Origin of the sequence: Streptomyces guryensis (genome assembly GCF_021261325.1) — a bacterium.
GTDB classification, from domain to species: Bacteria; Actinomycetota; Actinomycetes; order Streptomycetales; family Streptomycetaceae; genus Streptomyces; species Streptomyces guryensis.
In genome coordinates this window covers 12495-32398 of record NZ_JAJSBI010000014.1, presented here as the reverse complement: position 1 = coordinate 32398, position 19904 = coordinate 12495, and the positions used below count along the sequence as shown (strand labels likewise).

General features: G+C 70.7%; 16 protein-coding genes. 5 read left to right on the top strand and 11 right to left on the bottom strand.

The genetic code is table 11. The features are described from left to right. Positions 1 to 10 precede the first annotated feature (10 nt). From LJ657_RS26255 to LJ657_RS26220, 8 genes are all read right to left on the bottom strand, one after another. Entirely contained in the window at positions 11 to 1030 is a 1020-nt protein-coding gene (locus LJ657_RS26255) for a TIGR03842 family LLM class F420-dependent oxidoreductase (protein WP_232651213.1), read from the bottom strand. An 11-nt stretch (positions 1031 to 1041) separates the two neighbouring features. After that, the gene (hydA, locus tag LJ657_RS26250; protein ID WP_232651212.1) at positions 1042 to 2445 is read right to left on the bottom strand and encodes a dihydropyrimidinase; all 1404 of its coding nucleotides are present in this window, start codon (positions 2443 to 2445) and stop codon (positions 1042 to 1044) included. Positions 2446 to 2569: 124 nt separating this feature from the next. Then, a complete protein-coding gene (locus LJ657_RS26245; protein WP_232651211.1) occupies positions 2570 to 3412 on the bottom strand; it encodes a nitrilase-related carbon-nitrogen hydrolase in 843 nt (280 codons plus the stop codon). A 188-nt stretch (positions 3413 to 3600) separates the two neighbouring features. Continuing rightward, entirely contained in the window at positions 3601 to 5166 is a 1566-nt protein-coding gene (locus LJ657_RS26240) for a PucR family transcriptional regulator (RefSeq protein ID WP_232651210.1), read from the bottom strand. A gap of 24 nt (positions 5167 to 5190) precedes the next feature. Then, a complete protein-coding gene (locus LJ657_RS26235) occupies positions 5191 to 6477 on the bottom strand; it encodes an aspartate aminotransferase family protein (protein ID WP_232651209.1) in 1287 nt (428 codons plus the stop codon). Next, complete coding sequence (locus LJ657_RS26230; RefSeq protein ID WP_232651208.1) at positions 6474 to 7316, bottom strand: nitrilase-related carbon-nitrogen hydrolase; 843 nt, start codon at positions 7314 to 7316, stop codon at positions 6474 to 6476. The genes LJ657_RS26235 and LJ657_RS26230 overlap by 4 nt, the downstream gene beginning before the upstream one ends. Positions 7317 to 7522: 206 nt before the next feature. After that, positions 7523 to 9553, bottom strand: a complete 2031-nt coding sequence (locus tag LJ657_RS26225; protein ID WP_232651207.1) for a hypothetical protein — start codon at positions 9551 to 9553, stop codon at positions 7523 to 7525. A gap of 147 nt (positions 9554 to 9700) precedes the next feature. After that, a complete protein-coding gene (locus LJ657_RS26220) occupies positions 9701 to 9952 on the bottom strand; it encodes a helix-turn-helix domain-containing protein (RefSeq protein ID WP_232651206.1) in 252 nt (83 codons plus the stop codon). Between the two features lie 32 nt (positions 9953 to 9984). Between LJ657_RS26220 and map the strand changes: the two genes are divergently transcribed. From map to LJ657_RS26205, 3 genes are all read left to right on the top strand, one after another. Continuing rightward, entirely contained in the window at positions 9985 to 10761 is a 777-nt protein-coding gene (gene map, locus LJ657_RS26215; RefSeq protein WP_232651205.1) for a type I methionyl aminopeptidase, read from the top strand. Continuing rightward, positions 10758 to 11339 (top strand): ATP-binding cassette domain-containing protein, encoded by a 582-nt coding sequence (locus LJ657_RS26210; RefSeq protein ID WP_372487973.1) that lies wholly within the window; start codon positions 10758 to 10760, stop codon positions 11337 to 11339. The genes map and LJ657_RS26210 overlap by 4 nt, the downstream gene beginning before the upstream one ends. 85 nt (positions 11340 to 11424) lie before the next feature. After that, a complete protein-coding gene (locus LJ657_RS26205; protein WP_232651204.1) occupies positions 11425 to 13962 on the top strand; it encodes an ATP-dependent Clp protease ATP-binding subunit in 2538 nt (845 codons plus the stop codon). A gap of 121 nt (positions 13963 to 14083) precedes the next feature. Here LJ657_RS26205 and ggt read toward each other — a convergent pair whose 3' ends face one another. Further along, the gene (gene ggt / locus LJ657_RS26200) at positions 14084 to 15892 is read right to left on the bottom strand and encodes a gamma-glutamyltransferase (RefSeq protein WP_232651203.1); all 1809 of its coding nucleotides are present in this window, start codon (positions 15890 to 15892) and stop codon (positions 14084 to 14086) included. Between the two features lie 105 nt (positions 15893 to 15997). Between ggt and LJ657_RS26195 the strand changes: the two genes are divergently transcribed. After that, positions 15998 to 16756, top strand: coding sequence for a hypothetical protein (locus LJ657_RS26195; protein WP_232651202.1), 759 nt, complete (start codon positions 15998 to 16000; stop codon positions 16754 to 16756). Positions 16757 to 16872: 116 nt separating this feature from the next. After that, the gene (locus LJ657_RS26190) at positions 16873 to 18438 is read left to right on the top strand and encodes a CocE/NonD family hydrolase (protein ID WP_232651201.1); all 1566 of its coding nucleotides are present in this window, start codon (positions 16873 to 16875) and stop codon (positions 18436 to 18438) included. Between the two features lie 36 nt (positions 18439 to 18474). Here LJ657_RS26190 and LJ657_RS26185 read toward each other — a convergent pair whose 3' ends face one another. Together LJ657_RS26185 and LJ657_RS26180 are read right to left on the bottom strand one after the other, a co-directional pair. Further along, positions 18475 to 19251: an amino acid ABC transporter ATP-binding protein gene (locus tag LJ657_RS26185; RefSeq protein WP_232651200.1), complete on the bottom strand. Its 777-nt coding sequence runs from the start codon at positions 19249 to 19251 to the stop codon at positions 18475 to 18477. A 152-nt stretch (positions 19252 to 19403) separates the two neighbouring features. Beyond that, positions 19404 to 19811, bottom strand: coding sequence for a DUF6278 family protein (locus LJ657_RS26180; RefSeq protein WP_232651199.1), 408 nt, complete (start codon positions 19809 to 19811; stop codon positions 19404 to 19406). Between the last annotated feature and the right edge of the window lie 93 nt (positions 19812 to 19904).

Here is a 19904-nt window from a genome sequence, read left to right as displayed (position 1 = left end):
AGCTGTCGGTTCAGCCGTTGACGGCCGGGATCACCTGCGATCCGTACGCGTCGATCACGGTCTCCTGGGCGTCGTGCATGTCGTAGACGGCGAACTGGTCGACGCCCAGCGCGCGCAGCGCGTTCAGCTTCTCGATGTGCTTCTCGACCGGGCCGATGACGCAGAACCGGTCGACGATCTCGTCGGGTACGAACTGGGTGTCCGGGTTGTCGGCGCGCCCGTGGTGCGAGTAGTCGTACCCCTCGCGCGCCTTGATGTAATCGGTGAGCTCTTCGGGTACGGCGGCGGAGTGCTCACCGTACTTGGAGACCAGGTCGGCCACATGGTTGCCGACCATGCCGCCGAACCAGCGGCACTGTTCGCGCGCATGAGCCAGCGCCTCGGGCGAGTCGTCCTCGGTGACGTAGGCGGGGGCGGCGACGCAGATCTTCACGGCGGAGGGGTCACGACCGGCCGCGACGGCCGCCTCCTTCACCGCCTTCACCATGTACTCGGTGAGGTAGAGGTCGGAGAGCTGCAGGATGAAACCGTCGGCCTCCTCGCCGGTCATCTTCAGGGCCTTGGGGCCGTACGCCGCCATCCATACGGGCAGTTCGGCGCCGGGCTTGATCCACGGGAACCTGATCACCGTGCCGCCGAGGTCAGCCTCCTCGCCGCGGCCCAGCGCCCGGATGACCTTCATGGCCTCGCTGATCCGGGCCAGGGTGTTGGGCTTGCGGCCCGCGACGCGCATCGCGGAGTCGCCGCGGCCGATGCCGCAGACGGTGCGGTTGCCGAACATGTCGTTGAGGGTGGCGAAGGTGGAGGCGGTGACCTCCCAGGTGCGGGTGCCCGGGTTGGTGACCATCGGCCCGACCTTCAACCTGGTGGTGTTCGACAGGATCTGACTGTAGATCACGAACGGTTCCTGCCACAGCACGGCGGAGTCGAAGGTCCAGCCGTGGGTGAAGCCGTTGCGCTCGGCGCGCTTCATCAGGCTGACGACCTTCGAGGCGGGCGGGTCGGTCTGCAGGACGAGTCCGAAGTCCATGGGCGCCACTCCTAGTTGAGGTACTGACAGGTGGAGCGCGGGGTGTAGACACCGTGTCCGGCGTGTCCGGTGTACTCCCGCTCGTTGATGACGACTTCGCCGCGCGAGAGGACCGTCTCGACCCGGCCGGTGGTGCGCTTGCCCTCGTAGGCCGAGTAGTCGACGTTCATGTGGTGCGTCTCGACGGACATGACCTGCTCGGCGTTCGGGTCGTAGATGACGATGTCCGCGTCCGCGCCCGGCGCGATCGTGCCCTTCTTCGGGTACATGCCGAACATCCGGGCCGGGGTGGCGCAGGCGATCTCGATCCAGCGGCGGCGGGAGATGTGACCCTCGACGACGGCCTGGTGGAGCAGGTCCATTCGGTTCTCGACGCCAGGGAGGCCGTTGGGGATCTTGGAGAAGTCGCCGCGGCCGAGCTCCTTCTGGCCCACGAAGCAGAAGGGGCAGTGGTCGGTGGAGACGACCTGGAGGTCGTTGGTCCTGAGACCCTGCCACAGCCTGGCCTGGTGCTCCTTGGGGCGAAGCGGCGTGCTGCACACGTACTTCGAGCCCTCGAAGTCCGGCTCGGCGAGGTTGTCGGTGGACAGGAAGAGGTACTGCGGGCAGGTCTCGCCGAAGACGGGGAGTCCCTCGTCACGCGCGCGTGCCAGCTCGGCCACGGCCTCCATGGCCGAGACGTGCACGACGTAGAGCGGCGCGCCCGCGACCTGCGCGAGCCTGATGGCGCGATGGGTGGCCTCGGCCTCCAGCAGCGCCTTGCGGACCTCTCCGTGGTAGCGGGGGTCGGTCTCGCCGCGCGCCAGGGCCTGCTCGACGAGGACGTCGATCGCGATGCCGTTCTCGGCGTGCATCATGATCAGGCCGCCGTTCTCGGCGGAGCGCTGCATGGCGCGCAGGATCTGGCCGTCGTCGGAGTAGAAGACACCCGGGTAGGCCATGAACTGCTTGAAGGAGGTGACGCCTTCCTCCACCAGCAGGTCCATCTCCTTGAGGGTGTCCTGGTTCACGTCGGAGACGATCATGTGAAAGGCGTAGTCGATCGCGCAGTTGCCCTCGGCCTTCGCATGCCAGGCGTCGAGGCCCTCGCGCAGGGAGTGGCCGACGCTCTGCACGGCGAAGTCGACGATCGTGGTCGTACCGCCCCAGGCGGCCGCCCGGGTGCCGGTCTCGAAGGTGTCGGAGGCGAAAGTGCCGCCGAACGGCAACTCCATGTGGGTGTGGGCGTCGACGCCTCCCGGGATGACGTACTTGCCGGTGGCGTCTATCGTCCGCTCGGCGGTCCAGGCCTCGGCGACGGTCGTGCCGGCGGCGGCGAGGGCGGTGATGCGGCCGTCCTCGATGAGGACGTCGGCGTGGAGTTCGTCGGATGCGGTGATGACTAGGCCACCGCGGATGACCGTACGGCTGCTCATGCTTTTCCACTCCGCTGCTTGTTCGACGAGTGCGGGTCGGTTGTGGCTGGTCGCGCCCACGCGGCGGGGCCGCATATTGACGCTGTCCCGCGCCCGTTCAGGGCGCGGGGAGTACCGCCTGGTCCTACGGCGCCGTGAGCGGGCCGTACGCGTCCGGGCGGCGGTCTCGGAAGAACTGCCAGCGGTCGCGGACCTCGCGGAGCTTGGCCAGGTCCAGGTCGCGGACGACGAGTTCGGTCTCCTTGTCGGAAGCCACCTCGCCGACGAACTGGGCCTCCGGGTCGACGAAGTACGTCGTCCCGTAGAAGTCGTTGTCGCCCAGCTCCTCCACACCGACCCGGTTGATCGCGCCGACGAAGTACTCGTTGGCGACGGCCGCCGCCGGCTGCTCCAGCTGCCAGAGGTAGGCGGACAGGCCGCGCGAGGTGGCCGACGGGTTGAAGACGATCTCGGCGCCCGCGAGCCCCAGGGCCCGCCAGCCCTCCGGGAAGTGGCGGTCGTAGCAGATGTAGACGCCGATCTTCCCGACCTTGGTGTCGAAGACCGGCCAGCCGGCGTTGCCGGGACGGAAGTAGAACTTCTCCCAGAATCCCGGCACTTGAGGGATGTGGTGCTTGCGGTACTTGCCGAGGTACGAGCCGTCCGCGTCGATCACCGCGGCCGTGTTGTAGAGGACGCCGGGCTGCGCTTCCTCGTACATGGGCAGGATCAGGACGATGCCCAGCTCCTTGGCGAGGGCCTGGAAGCGTTTGACGATCGGGCCGTCCGGGATCGCTTCCGCGTACTCGTAGAACGCCTTGTCCTGGACCTGGCAGAAGTAGGGCCCATAGAACAGCTCCTGGAAACACAGGACCTGAGCACCCTGCGCGGCCGCGTCCCGGGCCGCCTGCTCGTGTACCTGGATCATCGACTCCTTGTCGCCCGTCCACGCGGTCTGGAAGAGGGCGGCACGGATCACTCTGCTCATCGGGACCTCCGGTCGCTCGGTGTGCTGGGGCGGGCGCCGGAATTTCCGTCGTCCGCCCCAGAAGACTAGGAAGTCCGAAAACAGGCGGTGAGTTGCACGCTGTCACGTCTGCGGGCGTGTGGCGTGCCACGGTGTCACCCTCTTCCGAGCCCATGTTTCACCGCCGTTTTCCCAGGTCGTGGCATGTTTCAGCCCTGTTGCGCGTCGTGCGCGAGGAGCGCGATGTGCACCGAGGCGGCCTGCTCGAAGTCGTCGAGGTCCACGCCGAGGCGACCCTGTATGGCCTCCAGGCGGCGGTACAGGGCAGGGCGGGAGACGTGATGGAGCTGGGCCGTGCGGGACTTGTTGCGGCCGGTGGCCAGATAGGTGCGCAGCACGGACAGCAGGTCCTCGTCGGCCGCGCACAGCAGCCCGTCCAGCTCCCGCTCCGCGAACGACTGCACATACGGATCGTCCCGCAGCAGCCGGATCAGACCCCGCAGATGTACGTCCTTGAGGCGTACGACGGCCGGGAGGTCGAGGGCGGCCGAGGAGTCGGCGACGGCGTCGGCGACGTGCTGGGCCTCGCGCAGTCCGGCGGGCACGTCGTCCCAGGCGGTGCGCGGGTCGGCGGCGGCCACGACCGTCTTCGTCGACCCGGACTCCGTACGCAGCCGGGTCGCGAAGTGCGCGGTGAGGACGCCCGCGTCCTGGTCGCGGGCGAGGCTGAGCAGCACGGCGGTGGCTTCGTCGGCGAGCTCGGCGACGAGTCCGGACAGGCCCAACATGCGCAATACGCGGTCCAGTTGGGCCGGATCGCCGTGCCGCACCACCAGCGGCACAAAGGTGCGCCGGTTGACCGGCAGTCCGGCGGCACGCGCGCGTGGCAGCAGTTGCCTGGCCGGTACGACCCCGCTGACCAGGTCGGTCAGCAGGCTCTGCGCGGACTGCTCCTCCCAGGTGTGCGCCGAGGCACCGCCGAGCATGCGGTGCAGCACGAGGGCCTCGGCGGCCCGGTCGGCGAGCAGGCGTCCGGTGGCGGTGTCGCCGCGGTGGCCGCACAGCATGATCTGGCCCCAGCGCTCGCCGCGCCCGCCGAGTTCGGCGCGGATCCAGCCGTCGCCCTCGCTGCCGCCGGCCTGCCGGGCGATGCGCTCCCAGTCGCGCAGGACGTCGTCCACGGCCGGCCGCTCCCCCGCGGTGGCGAGGACGCGGTGGGCGAGGTTGGTGACGACGACCGGGCACGCGCTGTGCTGGGCGATCTCGTCGAGCAGCCGTTGCAGCGGGGCGCCCGCGGTGATGAGCCCGGTGAGCGCCGTGCGGACGGACTCCGAAAGGCTCACGGCGGCGAACTTCCGCCGTACCAGCCGGGCCTGGACCTCCTCCGTCAACTCCGCGAACGGGAACGGCCGGTGGAGGACGATCATCGGCAGCCCGCAGCGCTCGGCGGCCCTGCGCATCACGTCCGGCGGGGAGGGGAAGGCCCGCCCGAGGCCGAGCACGACGGCCGCGGCCTCGGCGCGGTGCAGGGACCGGATGTACTCGGTCTGCTTCTCCTCGTCGCCGGCGAGCAGCACACCGGTGGTGAGCACCATCTCGCCGCCGCTGAGCATGACGCCCACGTCCGGCGCCTCGGCGACGTGCACCCAGCGCACGGGCCGGTCCAGCTGGGCCGCGCCGGCCACCACCTCGGGCTCCCCGGCGAGGACCCGTTCCAGGGTCAGCACCTGGCGCACCGACAGCGCCGGTTCGAGGGTCCCGAAGGTGGTGGTCATGGCGGTCTTCCCTTGCTCAGTCCGCTACTGCGTGAGGCTCCTCAGAGCGCGTTCCAGGATCGTGGCGCCCTCCTCGGCCTCCGCGACCGTCAGGGACAGAGGCGGGGCGATGCGCAGGGCGCTGGTGCTGTGGCCGCCGCCCTTGCCGATGAGCAGCCCGTCGGCGCGGGTCGCTTCGAGGACGGCGGACGCGGCGTCCGGGTCGGCCTCGTCGGTCCCCGGTTTCACCAGCTCGATGCCGAGCATCAGGCCGCGGCCGCGCACCTCCCGTACGTGCGGGACCTGGGCGGCGACGGCCCGCAGCCGCTCGATGAGCAGCCCGCCGACGCGCCGGGCGTTGCCCTGCAGGTCGTGTTCCAGCAGGTAGGAGAGGTTGGCGAGACCGGCAGCCATGGTGATCTGGGTGCCGCCGAAGGTCGAGATGCTGTTGGAGTCCAGGCAGTTCATGATCTCGGCGCGGGCGACGACTCCGCCGATGGAGCTGCCGTTGCCGATGCCCTTGGCGAAGGTGAGCATGTCCGGCGGGCCGCTCTGGCCGTGTGCCTGCCAGCCCCAGAAGTTGTCGCCGGTGCGGCCCCAGCCGGTCTGCACCTCGTCGGCGATCCAGAGGATGCCGTGCTCGGCGAGCACGTCGCGGAAGGCCGCGTACAGGCCGTCCGGACCGGAGGTGAAGCCGCCGACGCCCTGGATGGGCTCGGCGATCAGGGCCGCGGGCGGGCGGGTGTGGCCGAGCAGGTCCCTGAGGTCGTCGACGCAGGCCGCGATGAAGTCGTCGTCGCTGAGTGAGGCGTACGGGCCGCGGGTGCGGACGCCGCCGTGGACGTAGAGCGTCTGCAGCGGTGACAGCGAGGTCGGGGACCAGCCGCGGTTGCCGGTGATGCCGACCGCGCTGAAGGAACGGCCGTGGTAGCTGTTGCGCATCGCCAGGACGGTGTTGCTCTGCCGGTAGGTGGTGGCGAGCAGCAGGGCGGTGTCGTTGGCCTCGGTGCCGGAGGTGGTGAAGAAGACGCGGGCGCCCGGGATGCCGCTCAACTGGGCGATGCGCTCGGCGAGTTCGACCATCGGGCGGTTGAGGTAGAGCGTGGACGAGTGCAGGATCCGCCCGGCCTGCTCGCTCACCGCCTTGGTGACCTCGGGCAGCGCGTGCGCGGTCATCGTGGTCAGGATGCCGCCGAAGAAGTCGAGGTACTTGTTGCCCTCGGCGTCCCAGACATGGCGGCCCTCGCCATGGGTGATCTCCAGCGGGTCCTCGTAGTAGAGGGCGAGCCAGTCGGGCAGTACGGACTTGTGGCGGGCGTAGAGGTCGGTCACGGCTGCACCAGTCCTTCGTAGGCGTCCGGTCGTCGGTCACGGTAGAACGCCCACTGCTGCCGCACTTCCTCGATCAGGTCGAAATCAAGGTCGCGGACGAGGAGTTCCTCGGTCTTGTCGCTCGCGGTGTCACCGACGAACTGGCCGCGCGGGTCGACGAAGTACGAGGTCCCGTAGAAGTCGTTGTCGCCGTACTCCTCGACGCCGACCCGGTTGATCGCGGCGACGAAGTACTCGTTGGCGACGGCCGCCGCCGGCTGCTCCAGCCGCCAGAGGTAGGAGGAGAGACCGCGGTGGGTGGCGGACGGGTTGTAGACCAACTGGGCACCGTTGAGACCGAGTTGGCGCCAGCCCTCCGGGAAGTGGCGGTCGTAGCAGATGTAGACGCCGACCTTGCCGACCGCGGTGTCGAAGACGGGCCAGCCGACGTTGCCGGGCTTGAAGTAGTACTTCTCCCAGAAGCCCTTGACCTGGGGGATGTGGTGCTTGCGGTACTTGCCGAGGAAGGTCCCGTCGGCGTCGATCACGGCGGCGGTGTTGTAGTAGAAGCCGGACTGCTCGACCTCGAAGACCGGCACGACGATCACCATGCCCGTCTCGCGGGCGAGGTCCTGCATACGACTCACGGTCGGCCCCTCGGGCACCGGCTCGGCCCAGCGGTAGTGCTCCGGCTCCTGGACCTGACAGAAGTAGGGGGCGTTGAACACTTCCTGGAACCCGATGATCTTCGCACCCCGGCGGGCCGCCTCGCGGGCGTGCTCCTCGTGTTTCGCCACCATGGACTCGGTGTCGCCGGTCCAGGTGGCCTGGACCAGAGCGGCACGTACGACGTTGGCCATGAGCTGCTCCTTCGGCGGGTCGTCAGAGCCTCTACGCCCGTAGATGAGGCCGTAGAGGGATGAACGTAAGCCTCCGGGAGAGCCTTGCCAAGAGCATCGCCGTTAACCCGCGGAGTCGATCACGTTTCACACTCCGGTGGAGGAGCGGAGGGGCCGGTGGGAGGGGGTGGACGGGGTGTGTCAGGAGATGTTGTCGGGGGATGGTGTCAGGCGGTGAACCCGGCGACCCGGAGGGCGTGCACCAGATCCCAGTGTCGCTCGTCGGAGACACCCTGCGCGGCCTCCAGCAGGAGCGGTACGAGGGCCTCCGGGTCGGGCTCGGCGCTGCGGGCCGCCTCCTCGGGGGCGCGGACGCGGACGTAGGCGTCGAGCAGCGCGCGCACCTCGCGGTGGCGCCCCTCGGCGGCCAGGGCCAGTACGGCCTGCCCGATCTCGGTGGCGGGCCGGGCGACGCCCTGCCGCAGGATCTGCTCCCCGTCGTCCCCGCGACCGGCCGCGACCAGGGCGTCCGCAGCGGCCACCAGCCTGTCGGCGGGCAGCGAGGCGGCCTCCCACAGCAGGCTCGCCCAGTCGGCGCCGAGTCCGGCGCGCTGCAGTTCGGCGGCGAGCAGCGGGAAACGGGCGGCGGGCCAGTAGGCGGCGTCGACGAGCAGGGCGTGCGCCTCGCCGCTGCGCCCCTCGGCCCGCAGCCCCACCAGCCTCTCGACGGCCCCGACGACCTCCCGCGGCCCCGCGGTGTCCAACGGCTCGGCCTCCGGCTGCCGCGGCCGCTCCGCCACCTGGGCGGCCCCGGCGAAGCGCGCTCCGCGCGGGGTGCGCCCGGTGGCTTTCGGCGTGGGCAGGACGGGCGCGCCGATCGGCGGCACGGCGGCGGGGGCGGCTTCTTCCTCCGCCATCCCGGCAAACCGGGCGCTGCCTCGACGACGCTTGCGCTGCTTGGGGGCGGGGGGTTCGGGGGCGGGCTGTGGCGCGCCCGAGGGCGTGGCGGGCGCGTCGCGCTGCTGGGCGCTCGGCGAGTCGCCGTCGTACGAGCCAGGACGCGCCGCCTCGAACGGGCCACGGTGCTGCGACTCACCGCGAGCACCGAACTGTTGGTCCACGGCACCTGCGCGCGCCCTCGCCGGACCTTGTCCCGCCCCTGCGGGGCCGTACGAGTCGTACGCCCGCACCGCACCGGAGGCAGCGGCCTCGTAGCGACCGCCCTGCTGCCCCTCTGCGCCACCGGGCCCGTAGGAGCCGCTGCGCACTCCTGCCGCACCGGAGCCGTGCGAACCTGGCCCCGGCCCAGCAGGACCTCGGTCCTGCGGTTCATACGGCCGCGCCGCACCGGGGGCAGTCGCCTCATAGGAGCCGCCCGCCTGCCCCTCGGCAACACCGGGCTCGTGGGAGCCGCTGCGCACCCCCGCCGGACCCGCACCTGAGGCAGCCGCCTGGTAAGAGCCGCCCTGCTGCCCCGCTGCGTCACCGTGGTCGTGTGAGCTGCTCCGGGCCCATGCAGGGCCGCCGGACACCGGCTGTGTGCCGCCCGGGGCGCCCGCCTCGAACAGCCCCCGTTGCCCGTCCGCGGGACCAGGGTCGTACGAGCCGCGCTGGTGCGGGAAGCCCGGGCTGTGGGCCTCGTCGCCGTCCGTGGGTGGTGTCTCGTCCGGGGTGAACTCCCTGTCGATGCGGTAGACCGCGCCTTCCGCCATGCGTGCCCGGCGGATCGCCGCCGCGCGGCCGTCCGCCGTTCGGCTGTCCAAGTCGGCCATCCGGGCGCGGAGTTCGGCGCAGCGGGCGGTGGCCCGTTCGTGGTCGTCGCGGGCCCAGGCCAGGTCGAGGCGGACGGCGTCGGCCTCCTGCCGGGTGGCGGCGGAGGCGAGCAGTCGGCCCAGTTCCGCCTGGCGTTCGGCGCCGTAGCGCTGCTCGCGGAGCATGACGTCGAGCCGGTCCCCGAGGGCGTCCCGGCCGCCTGGCCGGGCGTCGTGCGCGGCGAGCGCGGCGGCGTGCAGCCCGCGAGCCCGCTCCTTCTCCTGAGCCGCGGCACCCGGACCGTACCCCGCGGCGAGGTCCTGCAGCAGCGCCTCCACCACGTCCCAGGGCGGCACTTCGCGCCCCTCGAGACAGGCCCGCATCCCGTCGGGGTCACGCTGCCAGAAGACGGCGCACCAGCCGCCGCCCTGATCCAGGCGCGCCAGCAGTCCATTCAGGTAGTTCACGAACTCCCGTACCCGGCCCGGGAGTTGATCCACAGCCATCGCCCAACTCCTGCCAGACCGGAGCACTCCGGTCCGCTAGACAACACGAGCCGTGTTACAGGAGCGCTACGAGAAGTTTTCCGACGGGACGCAGAGTACGCCCCGCCTGCCGGAACGTGACGTGCGCGGGGGCACCTCTTGACGGACTCACACCGCCACCGGCGCACAGGCCCCGGCGAGCTCGTCCATCGACAGGCCGAGCGCACGGGCCAGTGCGGCGACCGTGAAGAAGGCCGGCGTCGGAGCACGGCCCGTCTCGATCTTCCGCAGGGTCTCCGCGGAGATCCCGGCGTCCGCCGCGACGTCCGCCATGCTCCGTCCGCCACGGGCCTCGCGGAGCAGTCGCCCGAGCCGCTCGCCGCGTTCGCGCTCTTCGGGGGTGAGAGGGGTGCGTACCATGCCGTCATTCTAATACCGGTATAGTAATTGGCATGGTGGAGCTGAAGACAGACACATCGATCGACGCCATGTACGAGGCGGGGCAGGTGGTCGGGCGCGCCCTGACCGCCGTACGAAAAGCCGCCGACGTGGGCGTTTCCCTGCTGGAGCTGGACGAGGTGGCGCGCGGGGTGCTGCGGGAGGCGGCCGCTGGCTCGCCCTTCCTCGGGTACCGCCCCTCCTTCGCCCCCGTCCCCTTCCCGGCCGTCATCTGCACCTCGGTGAACGACGCGATCGTGCACGGCATCCCGACCGGCTACCGGCTGCGCGACGGCGACCTGGTCTCCGTCGACTGCGGTGCCGAACTGGGCGGCTGGGTCGGCGACTCGGCGATCAGCTTCGTGGTCGGCGAGCCGCGCCCGGCGGACGTACTGCTGGTCGAGACGGCGGAGCAGGCGCTGGCCGCGGGCATCGAGGCGGCGGTGGTCGGCAACCGCATCGGCGACATCGCGCACGCGATCGGCTCGGTGTGCCGGGCGGCGGGCTACGGCATCCCGGACGGCTTCGGCGGACACGGCATCGGGCGCCGTATGCACGAGGACCCCGGGGTCCCGAACGAGGGCCGCCCGGGGCGCGGCCTCCCGCTGCGCCACGGCATGGCCCTCGCCATCGAGCCCATGCTCATCGCGGGCGGCCGGGACGACTACCACGCGGCGGCGGACGGCTGGACCCTGCGCACGAACGACGGCTCCCGCGCGGCCCACGCGGAGCACACGGTGGCGATCACGGAGGGCGGCCCGCGGATCCTCACCGCCCGGGAAGCTCTTTGAGCGAGCCGTTCACCGACCCCGCCGACGCCGAACGTGGTGCGTGCCGAATGTTCACGCAGGTGCTGCCGGCCCGGCTGGAGGAACTCGCCGACCGGCTGCCCGGCGGCCCGGACGCCGTCATCGGTGAACGCGGCAGCACCCTCTCGGGCGGCGAACGCCGACGCGTCGCCCTGGCCCGCGCCCTGCTCGCCCGCCCCGCGCTGCTCCTGCTGGACGAGCCCACCTCGCATCTCGACGCGGTCAACGAAGCCGCGCTGACCACCGTGATGCAAGACATCGCCCAGGCATGCGCCCTGTGGGTCATCGCCCACCGCCTCTCCACCGTGCAGCATGCCGACCGCATCGTCGTAGTCCATGAGGGCCGCGGGTGTCGCCGACGGCGACCACGAGGAACTGCTCGTCCACCCCCCTCCACCGCGACCTGCACCAACCAGCCAGATGCCGCGCCCCGGCGCACCGTCCACCGACCGCGGGGGCCGTCGGACGAGCGGCTGAGGAGGACATGCCGGGCGGGCGCTGGAGGTGCCCCGGGCCACCCTTCGTGCGAAGGTGTTCTACGGGCGTGCGCCAGGGTGTAACCGGCTCCCACCCGGGTTACCCGACTGCGGCACGTCGATCAGCGAGGGCGTCCCGGGCCTCGGAGGGACGCCGGATGGGAAGGCCATGACCAGCGGCTTCAGCAGCCCCGAGGGCTACGACCCCTTCGGAGAATTCCTCGCCCGCTTCTTCGGCGGCCCCCGTCCGGGGCCCCGGCAGATCGACATAGGGAGGCTGCTCAGTCAGCCCGCCCGGGAACTGGTCCGTGGGGCCGCCCAGTACGCGGCCGAGCACGGCAGCCGCGACCTGGACACCCAGCATCTGCTGCGGGCCGCGCTGGCCAGCGAGCCGACCCGGAGCCTGCTCAGCCGGGCCGGCGCGGATCCCGACTCGCTGGCCTCGGAGATCGACGAACGCTCCGGCCCCGTCCAGCACACACCGGACGAGGCACCGCCGCCCACCTCGCTCTCCCTCACCCCCGCCGTGAAGCGGGCCCTGCTCGACGCCCATGACCTGGCGCGGGCCAGCGGCGCCGGTTACATCGGCCCCGAGCACGTCCTCAGCGCCCTGGCCGCGAACCCCGACTCGGCGGCCGGGCACATCCTCCACTCGGCCCGTTTCGCGCCCACCGGCCTGCCCCCCGAGGCACCGGACACCGCGCAGACCCGTACCGAGCACACCCGCGCCACCGGCACGCCCACCCTGGACAAGTACGGCCGCGATCTCACCGAGCTGGCCCGCGAGGGCCGTATCGACCCGGTGATCGGCCGGGAGGACGAGATCGAGCAGACCATCGAGGTGCTGTCGCGGCGCGGCAAGAACAACCCGGTGCTGATCGGGGACGCGGGCGTCGGCAAGACCGCCCTCGTGGAGGGGCTCGCGCAGCGCATCGCCGACGGGGACGTGCCCGACGTACTGATCGGGCGGCGGGTGGTCGCGCTGGACCTCACCGGTGTGGTCGCGGGCACCCGCTACCGCGGTGACTTCGAGGAACGCCTCAACAACATCGTCGGCGAAATCCGCACGCACTCCGACCAGTTGATCGTCTTCATCGACGAGCTGCACACGGTCGTCGGCGCCGGCGGAGGCGGCGAGGGCGGGGCCATGGACGCCGGCAACATCCTCAAGCCGGCCCTCGCCCGCGGCGAACTCCACATCGTCGGCGCCACCACGCTAGAGGAGTTCCGCCGGATCGAGAAGGACGCGGCGCTGGCCCGCCGCTTCCAGCCGATCCTGGTGCCCGAACCCTCCGTACCGGACACGATGGAGATCCTGCGCGGCCTGCGCGACCGCTACGAGGCCCACCACCAGGTCCGCTACACCGACGAGGCCCTGGTGGCCGCCGTGGAACTGTCCGACCGCTACCTCACCGACCGCCGCCTGCCCGACAAGGCCATCGACCTCATCGACCAGGCCGGTGCGCGGGTACGGCTGCGGGCACGGACGAAGGGCACCGACGTACGGGCCCTGGAGCGCGAGGTCGAGCAGCTGACCTGCGACAAGGACCAGGCGGTCGCCGACGAGCAGTACGAGCGGGCGACCCAGCTGCGCGACCGCATCGGCGAGTTGAAGAAGCGGATCGCGGACACCGCTGGCGGCGACGAGGCCGACGAGGGGCAGCTGGAGGTGACCGCCGAGGCGATCGCCGAGGTGGTCTCCCGGCAGACGGGCATCCCCGTCGCCAGCCTCACCCAGGAGGAGAAGGAGAAGCTGCTCGGCCTGGAGGAGCACCTCCACAAGCGGGTCGTCGGGCAGGAGGAGGCCGTCGGCGTGGTCGCCGAGGCCGTCATGCGCTCCCGCGCCGGACTCGCCAGCCCCGACCGGCCGATCGGCAGCTTCCTCTTCCTCGGCCCGACCGGCGTCGGCAAGACGGAACTGGCGCGCGCCCTCGCGGAGGCCCTCTTCGGCAGCGAGGAACGCATGGTCCGCCTGGACATGAGCGAGTACCAGGAACGCCACACCGTCAGCCGCCTGGTCGGCGCCCCGCCCGGGTACGTCGGCCACGAGGAGGCCGGCCAGCTCACCGAGGTCGTGCGGCGTCACCCGTACTCGCTCCTGCTGCTCGACGAGGTGGAGAAGGCTCACCCGGACGTCTTCAACATCCTGCTCCAGGTCCTCGACGACGGCCGTCTCACCGACTCCCAGGGCCGGACCGTCGACTTCACCAACACGGTCATCGTGATGACCAGCAACCTCGGCTCCGAAGCGATCACCCGGCGCGGCGCCGGCATCGGCTTCGGGGCAGGCGGTGCCGACGCCGACGAGGAGGCCCGGCGCGAACAGATCCTGCGCCCGCTGCGCGAGCACTTCCGCCCGGAGTTCCTCAACCGGATCGACGAGATCGTCGTCTTCCGCCAGCTCACCGGCGACCAACTGCGGCAGATCACCGACCTGTTGCTGGAGAAGACCCGCCGCCTGCTGCACGCGCAGGGTGTCACGGTCGAGTTCACGGACCCCGCCGTCGACTGGCTCGCCGAACGCGGCTACCAGCCCGAGTACGGCGCCCGCCCCCTGCGCCGCACCATCCAGCGCGAGGTCGACAACCAGCTGTCCCGGCTACTGCTGGACGGCCGGGTCGGCGAGGGCGGCCGCGTCACCGTGAATGTCGAGGACGGCCGGCTGGCCTTCCAGACGGAAGACCTGCCGATCGCCCCGGAGCTGTAACGGGGCCGGGTCGCAGCGCCCCGATAGGGGCGCGGGGCCCCGCCGCGTCAGCGGCTGATGTCACAGCCGATCTACGGCTCCGCCGCGTGGGCGCGACCAGCCCCCGCGCACCAGCAGACAACTACGGCGCAGGATCCACCACCATCGCCGAGCCGCCACCCCGCCGTACCTTCTCGGCGGCCGCCAGCCACTCGCCGTTGGGCAACCGCTGCACACCGGTGGCCGCACCGATCTCCGGATTCAACTTGAACGAGTGCCCGATAGCCTCCAGCTGCGCCCGCAGACTCCCGGCACCGGTGTCGTTGTAAAGCGCCGGCTCCAGCTCCGTCTGCGCAGCGTTCCGCTGACTGGCCCGCGGCGCCGCGATCGCGTCGACCAGCGGCAGACGGCGGTCGAGGAACTCGGTGAGCGTCTGCAGCACGGTGGTGATGATCGTCGCGCCACCGGGCGAGCCCAGCGCCACCACCGGCTTGTTGTGCTTGTCGAGCACGATCGTCGGCGAGATCGAGGAGCGCGGCCGCTTGCCCGGCCCGGGCAGGTTCGGGTCGTGGACGGCCGGGTTCGCCGGGGTGAAGGAGAAGTCCGTCAGCTCGTTGTTGAGGAGGAACCCGCGGCCGGGCACGGTGATCGCGCTGCCGCCGGTCTGCTCGATGGTGAGCGTGTAGGAGACGACGTTGCCCCACTTGTCGGCCACGGTCAGGTGGGTGGTGTTCTCACCCTCGTAGGTCGTCGGGGCCGCCGTACCGCCGGAGGCGCACGCCGCCGGGTGCCGCGGATCCCCCGGCGCCACCGGGCTGGTCAGCACGGCGTCGTCCTTGATGAGGCATGCCCGAGAGTCGGCGTACTTCTGCGAGAGCAGTTGCTTCGTCGGTACGTCCTCGAAGGCGGGGTCGCCGACCCACCGCCCGCGGTCCGCGAACGCGATCCTGCTGGCCTCGATGTAGTGGTGCAGGTACTGGACCTCGCTCGCCTTCGAGAGGTCCGTCTTCTCCAGGATGTTGAGGGCTTCGCCGACGGTGGTGCCGCCGGAGGAGGAGGGCGCGATGGAGTAGACGCCGAGTCCGCGGTACGAGGTCTTCGTGGGCGCCTGGAGCTTGGCCCGGTAGGCCGCGAGGTCCTTGTCGGACAGCTTGCCGGGGCGGGCGTTCCAGCCGGAACCCGGGTCCACCGGCGGCTTGTTCACGGTGCGGACGATGTCGTCCCCGAGGTCACCGTCGTAGATCGCGCCGACGCCCTTCCTGGCCAACTCCTCGTAGGTGCGGGCGAGATCGGGGTTCTTGAAGGTGGAGCCGACCGCCGGGAGCTGCCCGCCGGGCAGGAACAGCTTGGCCGTGTCCGGGAAGTAGCGGAACCGGGTCTCGTTCGAGGCGGTCTGCGAGCGGAAGGTGTCGTCGACGGTGAAGCCGTCGCGGGCGATCCGCTCGGCGGGCTTCAGCACCGTGCCGAGTCTTCTGCTGCCCCACTCGTCGAGCGCGGTCTGCCAGGTGGCGGGCGTGCCCGGCGTGCCGACGCTGAGGCCGCTGCTGACGGCGTCGGCGAAGGCGAGCGGCTTGCCGTTCTCCACGAAGAGGTTGGAGTCGGCGGTCAGCGGCGCGGTCTCGCGGCCGTCGATCGTGTGCACCGTACGGGACTTGGCGTCGTAGTAGACGAAGTAGCCGCCGCCACCGACACCGGAGGAGTAGGGCTCGGTGACGCCGAGAGCGGCGGCGGTGGCGACGGCCGCGTCGACCGCGTTGCCGCCCTTCTTCAGGACCTCGATGCCGGCGGCGGAGGCGTCCGCGTCGACGCTTGCGACGGCGCCGCCGTAGCCGACGGCGACGGGCACCTTCTGCGGGGTCGTCGCGGCGGTCGGCGGTGCCGCCGCCCCCACCGACACCACGGCGGCCGAGACCGCCAGGACCGACAGTTTCCGTGCGACAGGACGACGCATCCGCACCTCCAGTGAGGGACCGTTCGCGCAGCTTAATCCAACGACATGTCCTCGTCAGGACCGTCTCGAACATGGGTTTGCGTTCGACCGCTAGCATGCGCGCCCATGAATGACGACGTGCGCAACATCGTCCTGGGCGTGGTCGCGGCCGGCATCAGTGCCGCGCTCGGCTGGCTGGCCCGTACGTATCTGTGGAAGCGAAAACTCCGTCGCAAGCAGGCGTTCTTCGGGCTGCCGGACCATGCCGAGTCCCTGCTGGTGGTGAACCGCGGGGCCGGCGGGCCGGAGTTGTCGGTGATGCGCTACGACGTGTTCGCGCTCCTCGAACTGGCCGCACTGATCAAGGACTGCAACGCCCACGCGCAGATCCTCCCGCACGACGCGGCCCGGCAGGGCTTCGGCGAGCGCACGGAGTTCTGCGTGGGCGGCCCGGCGTCCAACCGCCGCATGGCGGCGCACCTGTCCTCCCTGCTGCCCGGTGTGCGGGTGAACGTGGACGCCGAACCGAGCCCGGACCGGGGGGCCTTCCAGGTCGGCCCCGAGCGCTATCGCGTACAGCCCGGCAAGGAGGAGTACGCGCTCCTCGCCCGGCTCACGGTCGACCAGAGCCCGAACGCCCGGCCCGTCTTCCTCTTCTGCGGCCAGACCGCCATCACCAACCAGGCCACCACCCGCTACCTCGCCCGCAACCACGAACGCCTGGCCCGCAAGCACGGCGACAGCTCGTTCGCCCTGCTGCTGAAAATCGTCAACTCCCAGGCGTACGGCCCCGACGTGGTCGAGCTGGTCGCGGACGTGACCCGAGCCGCACAGACGGAGCTGCCGGCGTCCGCGACTCCCCGCAACTCGCACCGCGCCTCCTGAATTCATTCACATGCCAACAATCGTTACTGCCACGTAACTTACCGACGGGTTACCTCCGGTAAAGGGTCGAGGTTACCGTCTGGTCACTTTGCACTGACACGAGTGAGGAGTGACCCGTGGGAACCCATCGCAAGACCCTGCGTACCACCGCCGTGGGCGCCGTCTCCGCGACTCTGATCGCCGGTAGCACCCTCGGGCTCGCCCCGGCCGCACAGGCGGCGGACGCCGTCCGCTTCGTCGACATCACGGGCGACGGCGGCACCGTCCTCAAGGCGAACGTCCTCATGCCGGCGGGCGCCGACGGCACGCACCGCTACCCGCTGCTGGTGCTCCCCACGAGCTGGGGCCTGCCCCAGGTCGAGTACCTCGCCCAGGCCCAGAAGCTCGCCGACTCGGGCTATGTCGTGGTCAGTTACAACGTGCGGGGCTTCTGGCAGTCCGGCGGGGAGATAGAAGTGGCCGGGCCACCGGACATAGCCGACGCGTCCAAGGTCATCGACTGGGCGCTCGCCAACACCCCCGCGGACGCGAAGCACATCGGCATGGCGGGCGTCTCGTACGGCGCAGGCATCAGCCTGATCGCCGCCGCGCACGACAAGCGGATCAAGGCGGTCGCCTCCCTCAGCGGCTGGGCCGACCTGATCGACTCGATCTACTCCGGCCGCACCCAGCACGTCCAGGCCGCGGCCCTGCTGGACGGCGCGAGCCTGGTCACCGGCCGCCAGAGCCCCGAAGTCCGCCAGATCTTCGACAACTTCTACGCCTCCAACCTGTCCAAGGAACAGGACATGATCAATTGGGGGAAGAAACGTTCTGCCGCAACATACGTGGATCAACTGAACAAGAACGGCGCCGCGGTCATGATGGCCAACGCCTGGGGCGACACGATCTTCCCGCCCAACCAGTACGCGGACTTCTACGAGAAGCTGACCGGCCCGAAGAGACTGGAGTTCCGCCCCGGCGACCACGCGACCGCCGAGCTGACCGGCCTGTTCGGACTGCCCAACGACGTCTGGACGGACACCGAGCGCTGGTTCGACCACTACCTCAAGGGCGAGGACAACGGCGTCAACCGCGAGGAGCCGGTCCAGCTCAAGTCCCGCTCCACAGGCGGCTACGAGGGTTACCCGGACTGGAAGTCGGTCGCCGCGACCGAGCGGAAGATCGCCCTCGCCGGCACGACCACGATCCACACGAACGTCGACTCCGGGGCGGACGGCGGGATCGTCTTCCTCTCCAGCATCCTCGACCAGGTGGCCCAGCTGCCCCCGATGGCCTCGATCCCCCTGCTCCCCCGCCGCTGGGCCGCCGTGTGGCAGTCGGAGAAGTACGCCGCGGCCCAGCAGATCCGCGGTACGGCCGAGTTGCACACCACGGTCACCCCGACCAAGGAGAGCGGCACCCTCGTCGCCTATCTCTACGACGTGGGGCCGCTCGGCCTCGGCAAGCTGGTCAGCAACGCGCCGTACACCTTCCACGGGCGGACGCCCGGAAAGCCGTTCGGTCTCAGCCTGGATCTGTTCTCCACGGCCTACGACGTCCCGGCAGGGCACCGGCTCGCCCTGGTCGTCGACACGGTCGACCCGCTCTACATCGAGCACAACCCGTCCGGCGCTCAGCTGACCTTCTCCTCGCCGGCGAACGACCCGTCGTACGTGTCGATTCCGCTGCGCAAGCAGTGATCTCCGGCTGCCGCCGGCCGGGCTTGGCTCTGTCGGTCAGTGCTTGAGGATCTCGGACAGGAAGTCCTTGGCGCGCTCGCTGTGCGGGTCCGTGAAGAACTCCTCCGGGGCGCGGTCCTCGATGATGCGACCGTCGGGCATGAAGACGACCCGGTTGGCGGCAGAACGGGCGAAGCCCATCTCGCGGGTGACGACCACCATCGTCATGCCGTCGCGGGCCAGTTGCCGCATGACCTCGAGGACCTCGTTGATCATCTCGGGGTCGAGGGCGGAGGTGGGCTCGTCGGCCGGGAGCGCCTTGGGCTCCATGGCGAGGGCGCGGGCGACGGCCACGCTCCCCCAGTGCCTGAAGGGCCTGGGAGGTACCCCCGGCCGCTGACCGCCGGAGAGCTGCGCAGGGAACTTGGGCGCCTGGTCGGCGAGTCCGACGCGGTCGAGGAGCCGACGGGAGTGCCTGTCGGTTTCTTCCTTCCTGCGTCCGCGGACCTTGATCTGCCCGAGCGAGACGTTCTGCAGGACGGTCTCGTGGGCGAACAGGTTGAACGACTGGAAGACCATGCCGACGTCCGCACGCAGCCGCTCGAGGGCCTTGCCCTCCCCGGGCAGCGGCTGCCCGTCGAGCAGGATCGTGCCCGACTGGACGGTCTCCAGCCGGTTGATCGTCCTGCACGGCGTCGACTTTCCCGACCCGGAGGGGCCGATGACCACGACCACCTCCCCCTTGCCGACGGTGAGGTCGATGTCCTGCAGGACATGCAACTCCCCGTAGTCCTTGTTGACGTCATGCAGCTCGATCAGCGGATCGACGGCCATTCGCAGCCCTACTCACTCTCAGCTGTGTCGTGGTTGCCGCAAACTATCCGGACGAGAGTTGACTTACCGCTCGACACGCACCTTTCGGGCATAAGCCGTATTTACGTCGATCTTAGGTCGGTCACGCACGGTTCATCGCCGCGTGCTTCCCTTCACGCCTCCGCGACCTCGCCGTACAGCTGCGAGAGCTCGGGCACTCCGTTGGTGGCCCACTCGTGCCCGGAGGTCACCACGTCGAACTCGCGGCCCGAGGCGAGCCGTACGACGGGCTGGCCGTCCGGCCAGATCTCCCAGGCGGCGCCGGGCACGGTGCGCACGATGACGGTGCCCAGGTAGAGGCCGGCGTCGTTGCCGAGCCAGTGCAGCACCTCGGGGTCGTCCCGCCAGCGCGGCAGCAACTGGTCGAGCGCTTCCAACGAGGCGGCGGAATCGTCGAGTTGGACGCCCTCCTGGGACGCCTGGGAGCGGAGCAGTTCGCACTCGGAGAGGAGTTCGGCGATGCCCTCCGGGTCGGGGATGCCGTGCTTCTCATGCCGGTGGCCCAGAAAAGGGATCTTCATATCCCCAGCGTGTCATTCGCACCCGCGTGCGCACCACAGGCGCGCGGGCGGTCACTTCGGGGCGATTTCGCGCCGCGTCCGTGCATGGCGCGT

Bases quoted from the DNA above. Each gene is read 5' to 3' on its own strand.
- LJ657_RS26255 (WP_232651213.1), bottom strand. From the start codon at position 1,030: ATGGACTTCGGACTCGTCCTGCAGACCGACCCGCCCGCCTCGAAGGTC.
- hydA (WP_232651212.1), bottom strand. From the start codon at position 2,445: ATGAGCAGCCGTACGGTCATCCGCGGTGGCCTAGTCATCACCGCATCC.
- LJ657_RS26245 (WP_232651211.1), bottom strand. From the start codon at position 3,412: ATGAGCAGAGTGATCCGTGCCGCCCTCTTCCAGACCGCGTGGACGGGC.
- LJ657_RS26240 (WP_232651210.1), bottom strand. From the start codon at position 5,166: ATGACCACCACCTTCGGGACCCTCGAACCGGCGCTGTCGGTGCGCCAG.
- LJ657_RS26230 (WP_232651208.1), bottom strand. From the start codon at position 7,316: ATGGCCAACGTCGTACGTGCCGCTCTGGTCCAGGCCACCTGGACCGGC.
- LJ657_RS26225 (WP_232651207.1), bottom strand. From the start codon at position 9,553: ATGGCTGTGGATCAACTCCCGGGCCGGGTACGGGAGTTCGTGAACTAC.
- LJ657_RS26220 (WP_232651206.1), bottom strand. From the start codon at position 9,952: ATGGTACGCACCCCTCTCACCCCCGAAGAGCGCGAACGCGGCGAGCGG.
- map (WP_232651205.1), top strand. From the start codon at position 9,985: ATGGTGGAGCTGAAGACAGACACATCGATCGACGCCATGTACGAGGCG.
- LJ657_RS26205 (WP_232651204.1), top strand. From the start codon at position 11,425: ATGACCAGCGGCTTCAGCAGCCCCGAGGGCTACGACCCCTTCGGAGAA.
- ggt (WP_232651203.1), bottom strand. From the start codon at position 15,892: ATGCGTCGTCCTGTCGCACGGAAACTGTCGGTCCTGGCGGTCTCGGCC.
- LJ657_RS26195 (WP_232651202.1), top strand. From the start codon at position 15,998: ATGAATGACGACGTGCGCAACATCGTCCTGGGCGTGGTCGCGGCCGGC.
- LJ657_RS26185 (WP_232651200.1), bottom strand. From the start codon at position 19,251: ATGGCCGTCGATCCGCTGATCGAGCTGCATGACGTCAACAAGGACTAC.
- LJ657_RS26180 (WP_232651199.1), bottom strand. From the start codon at position 19,811: ATGAAGATCCCTTTTCTGGGCCACCGGCATGAGAAGCACGGCATCCCC.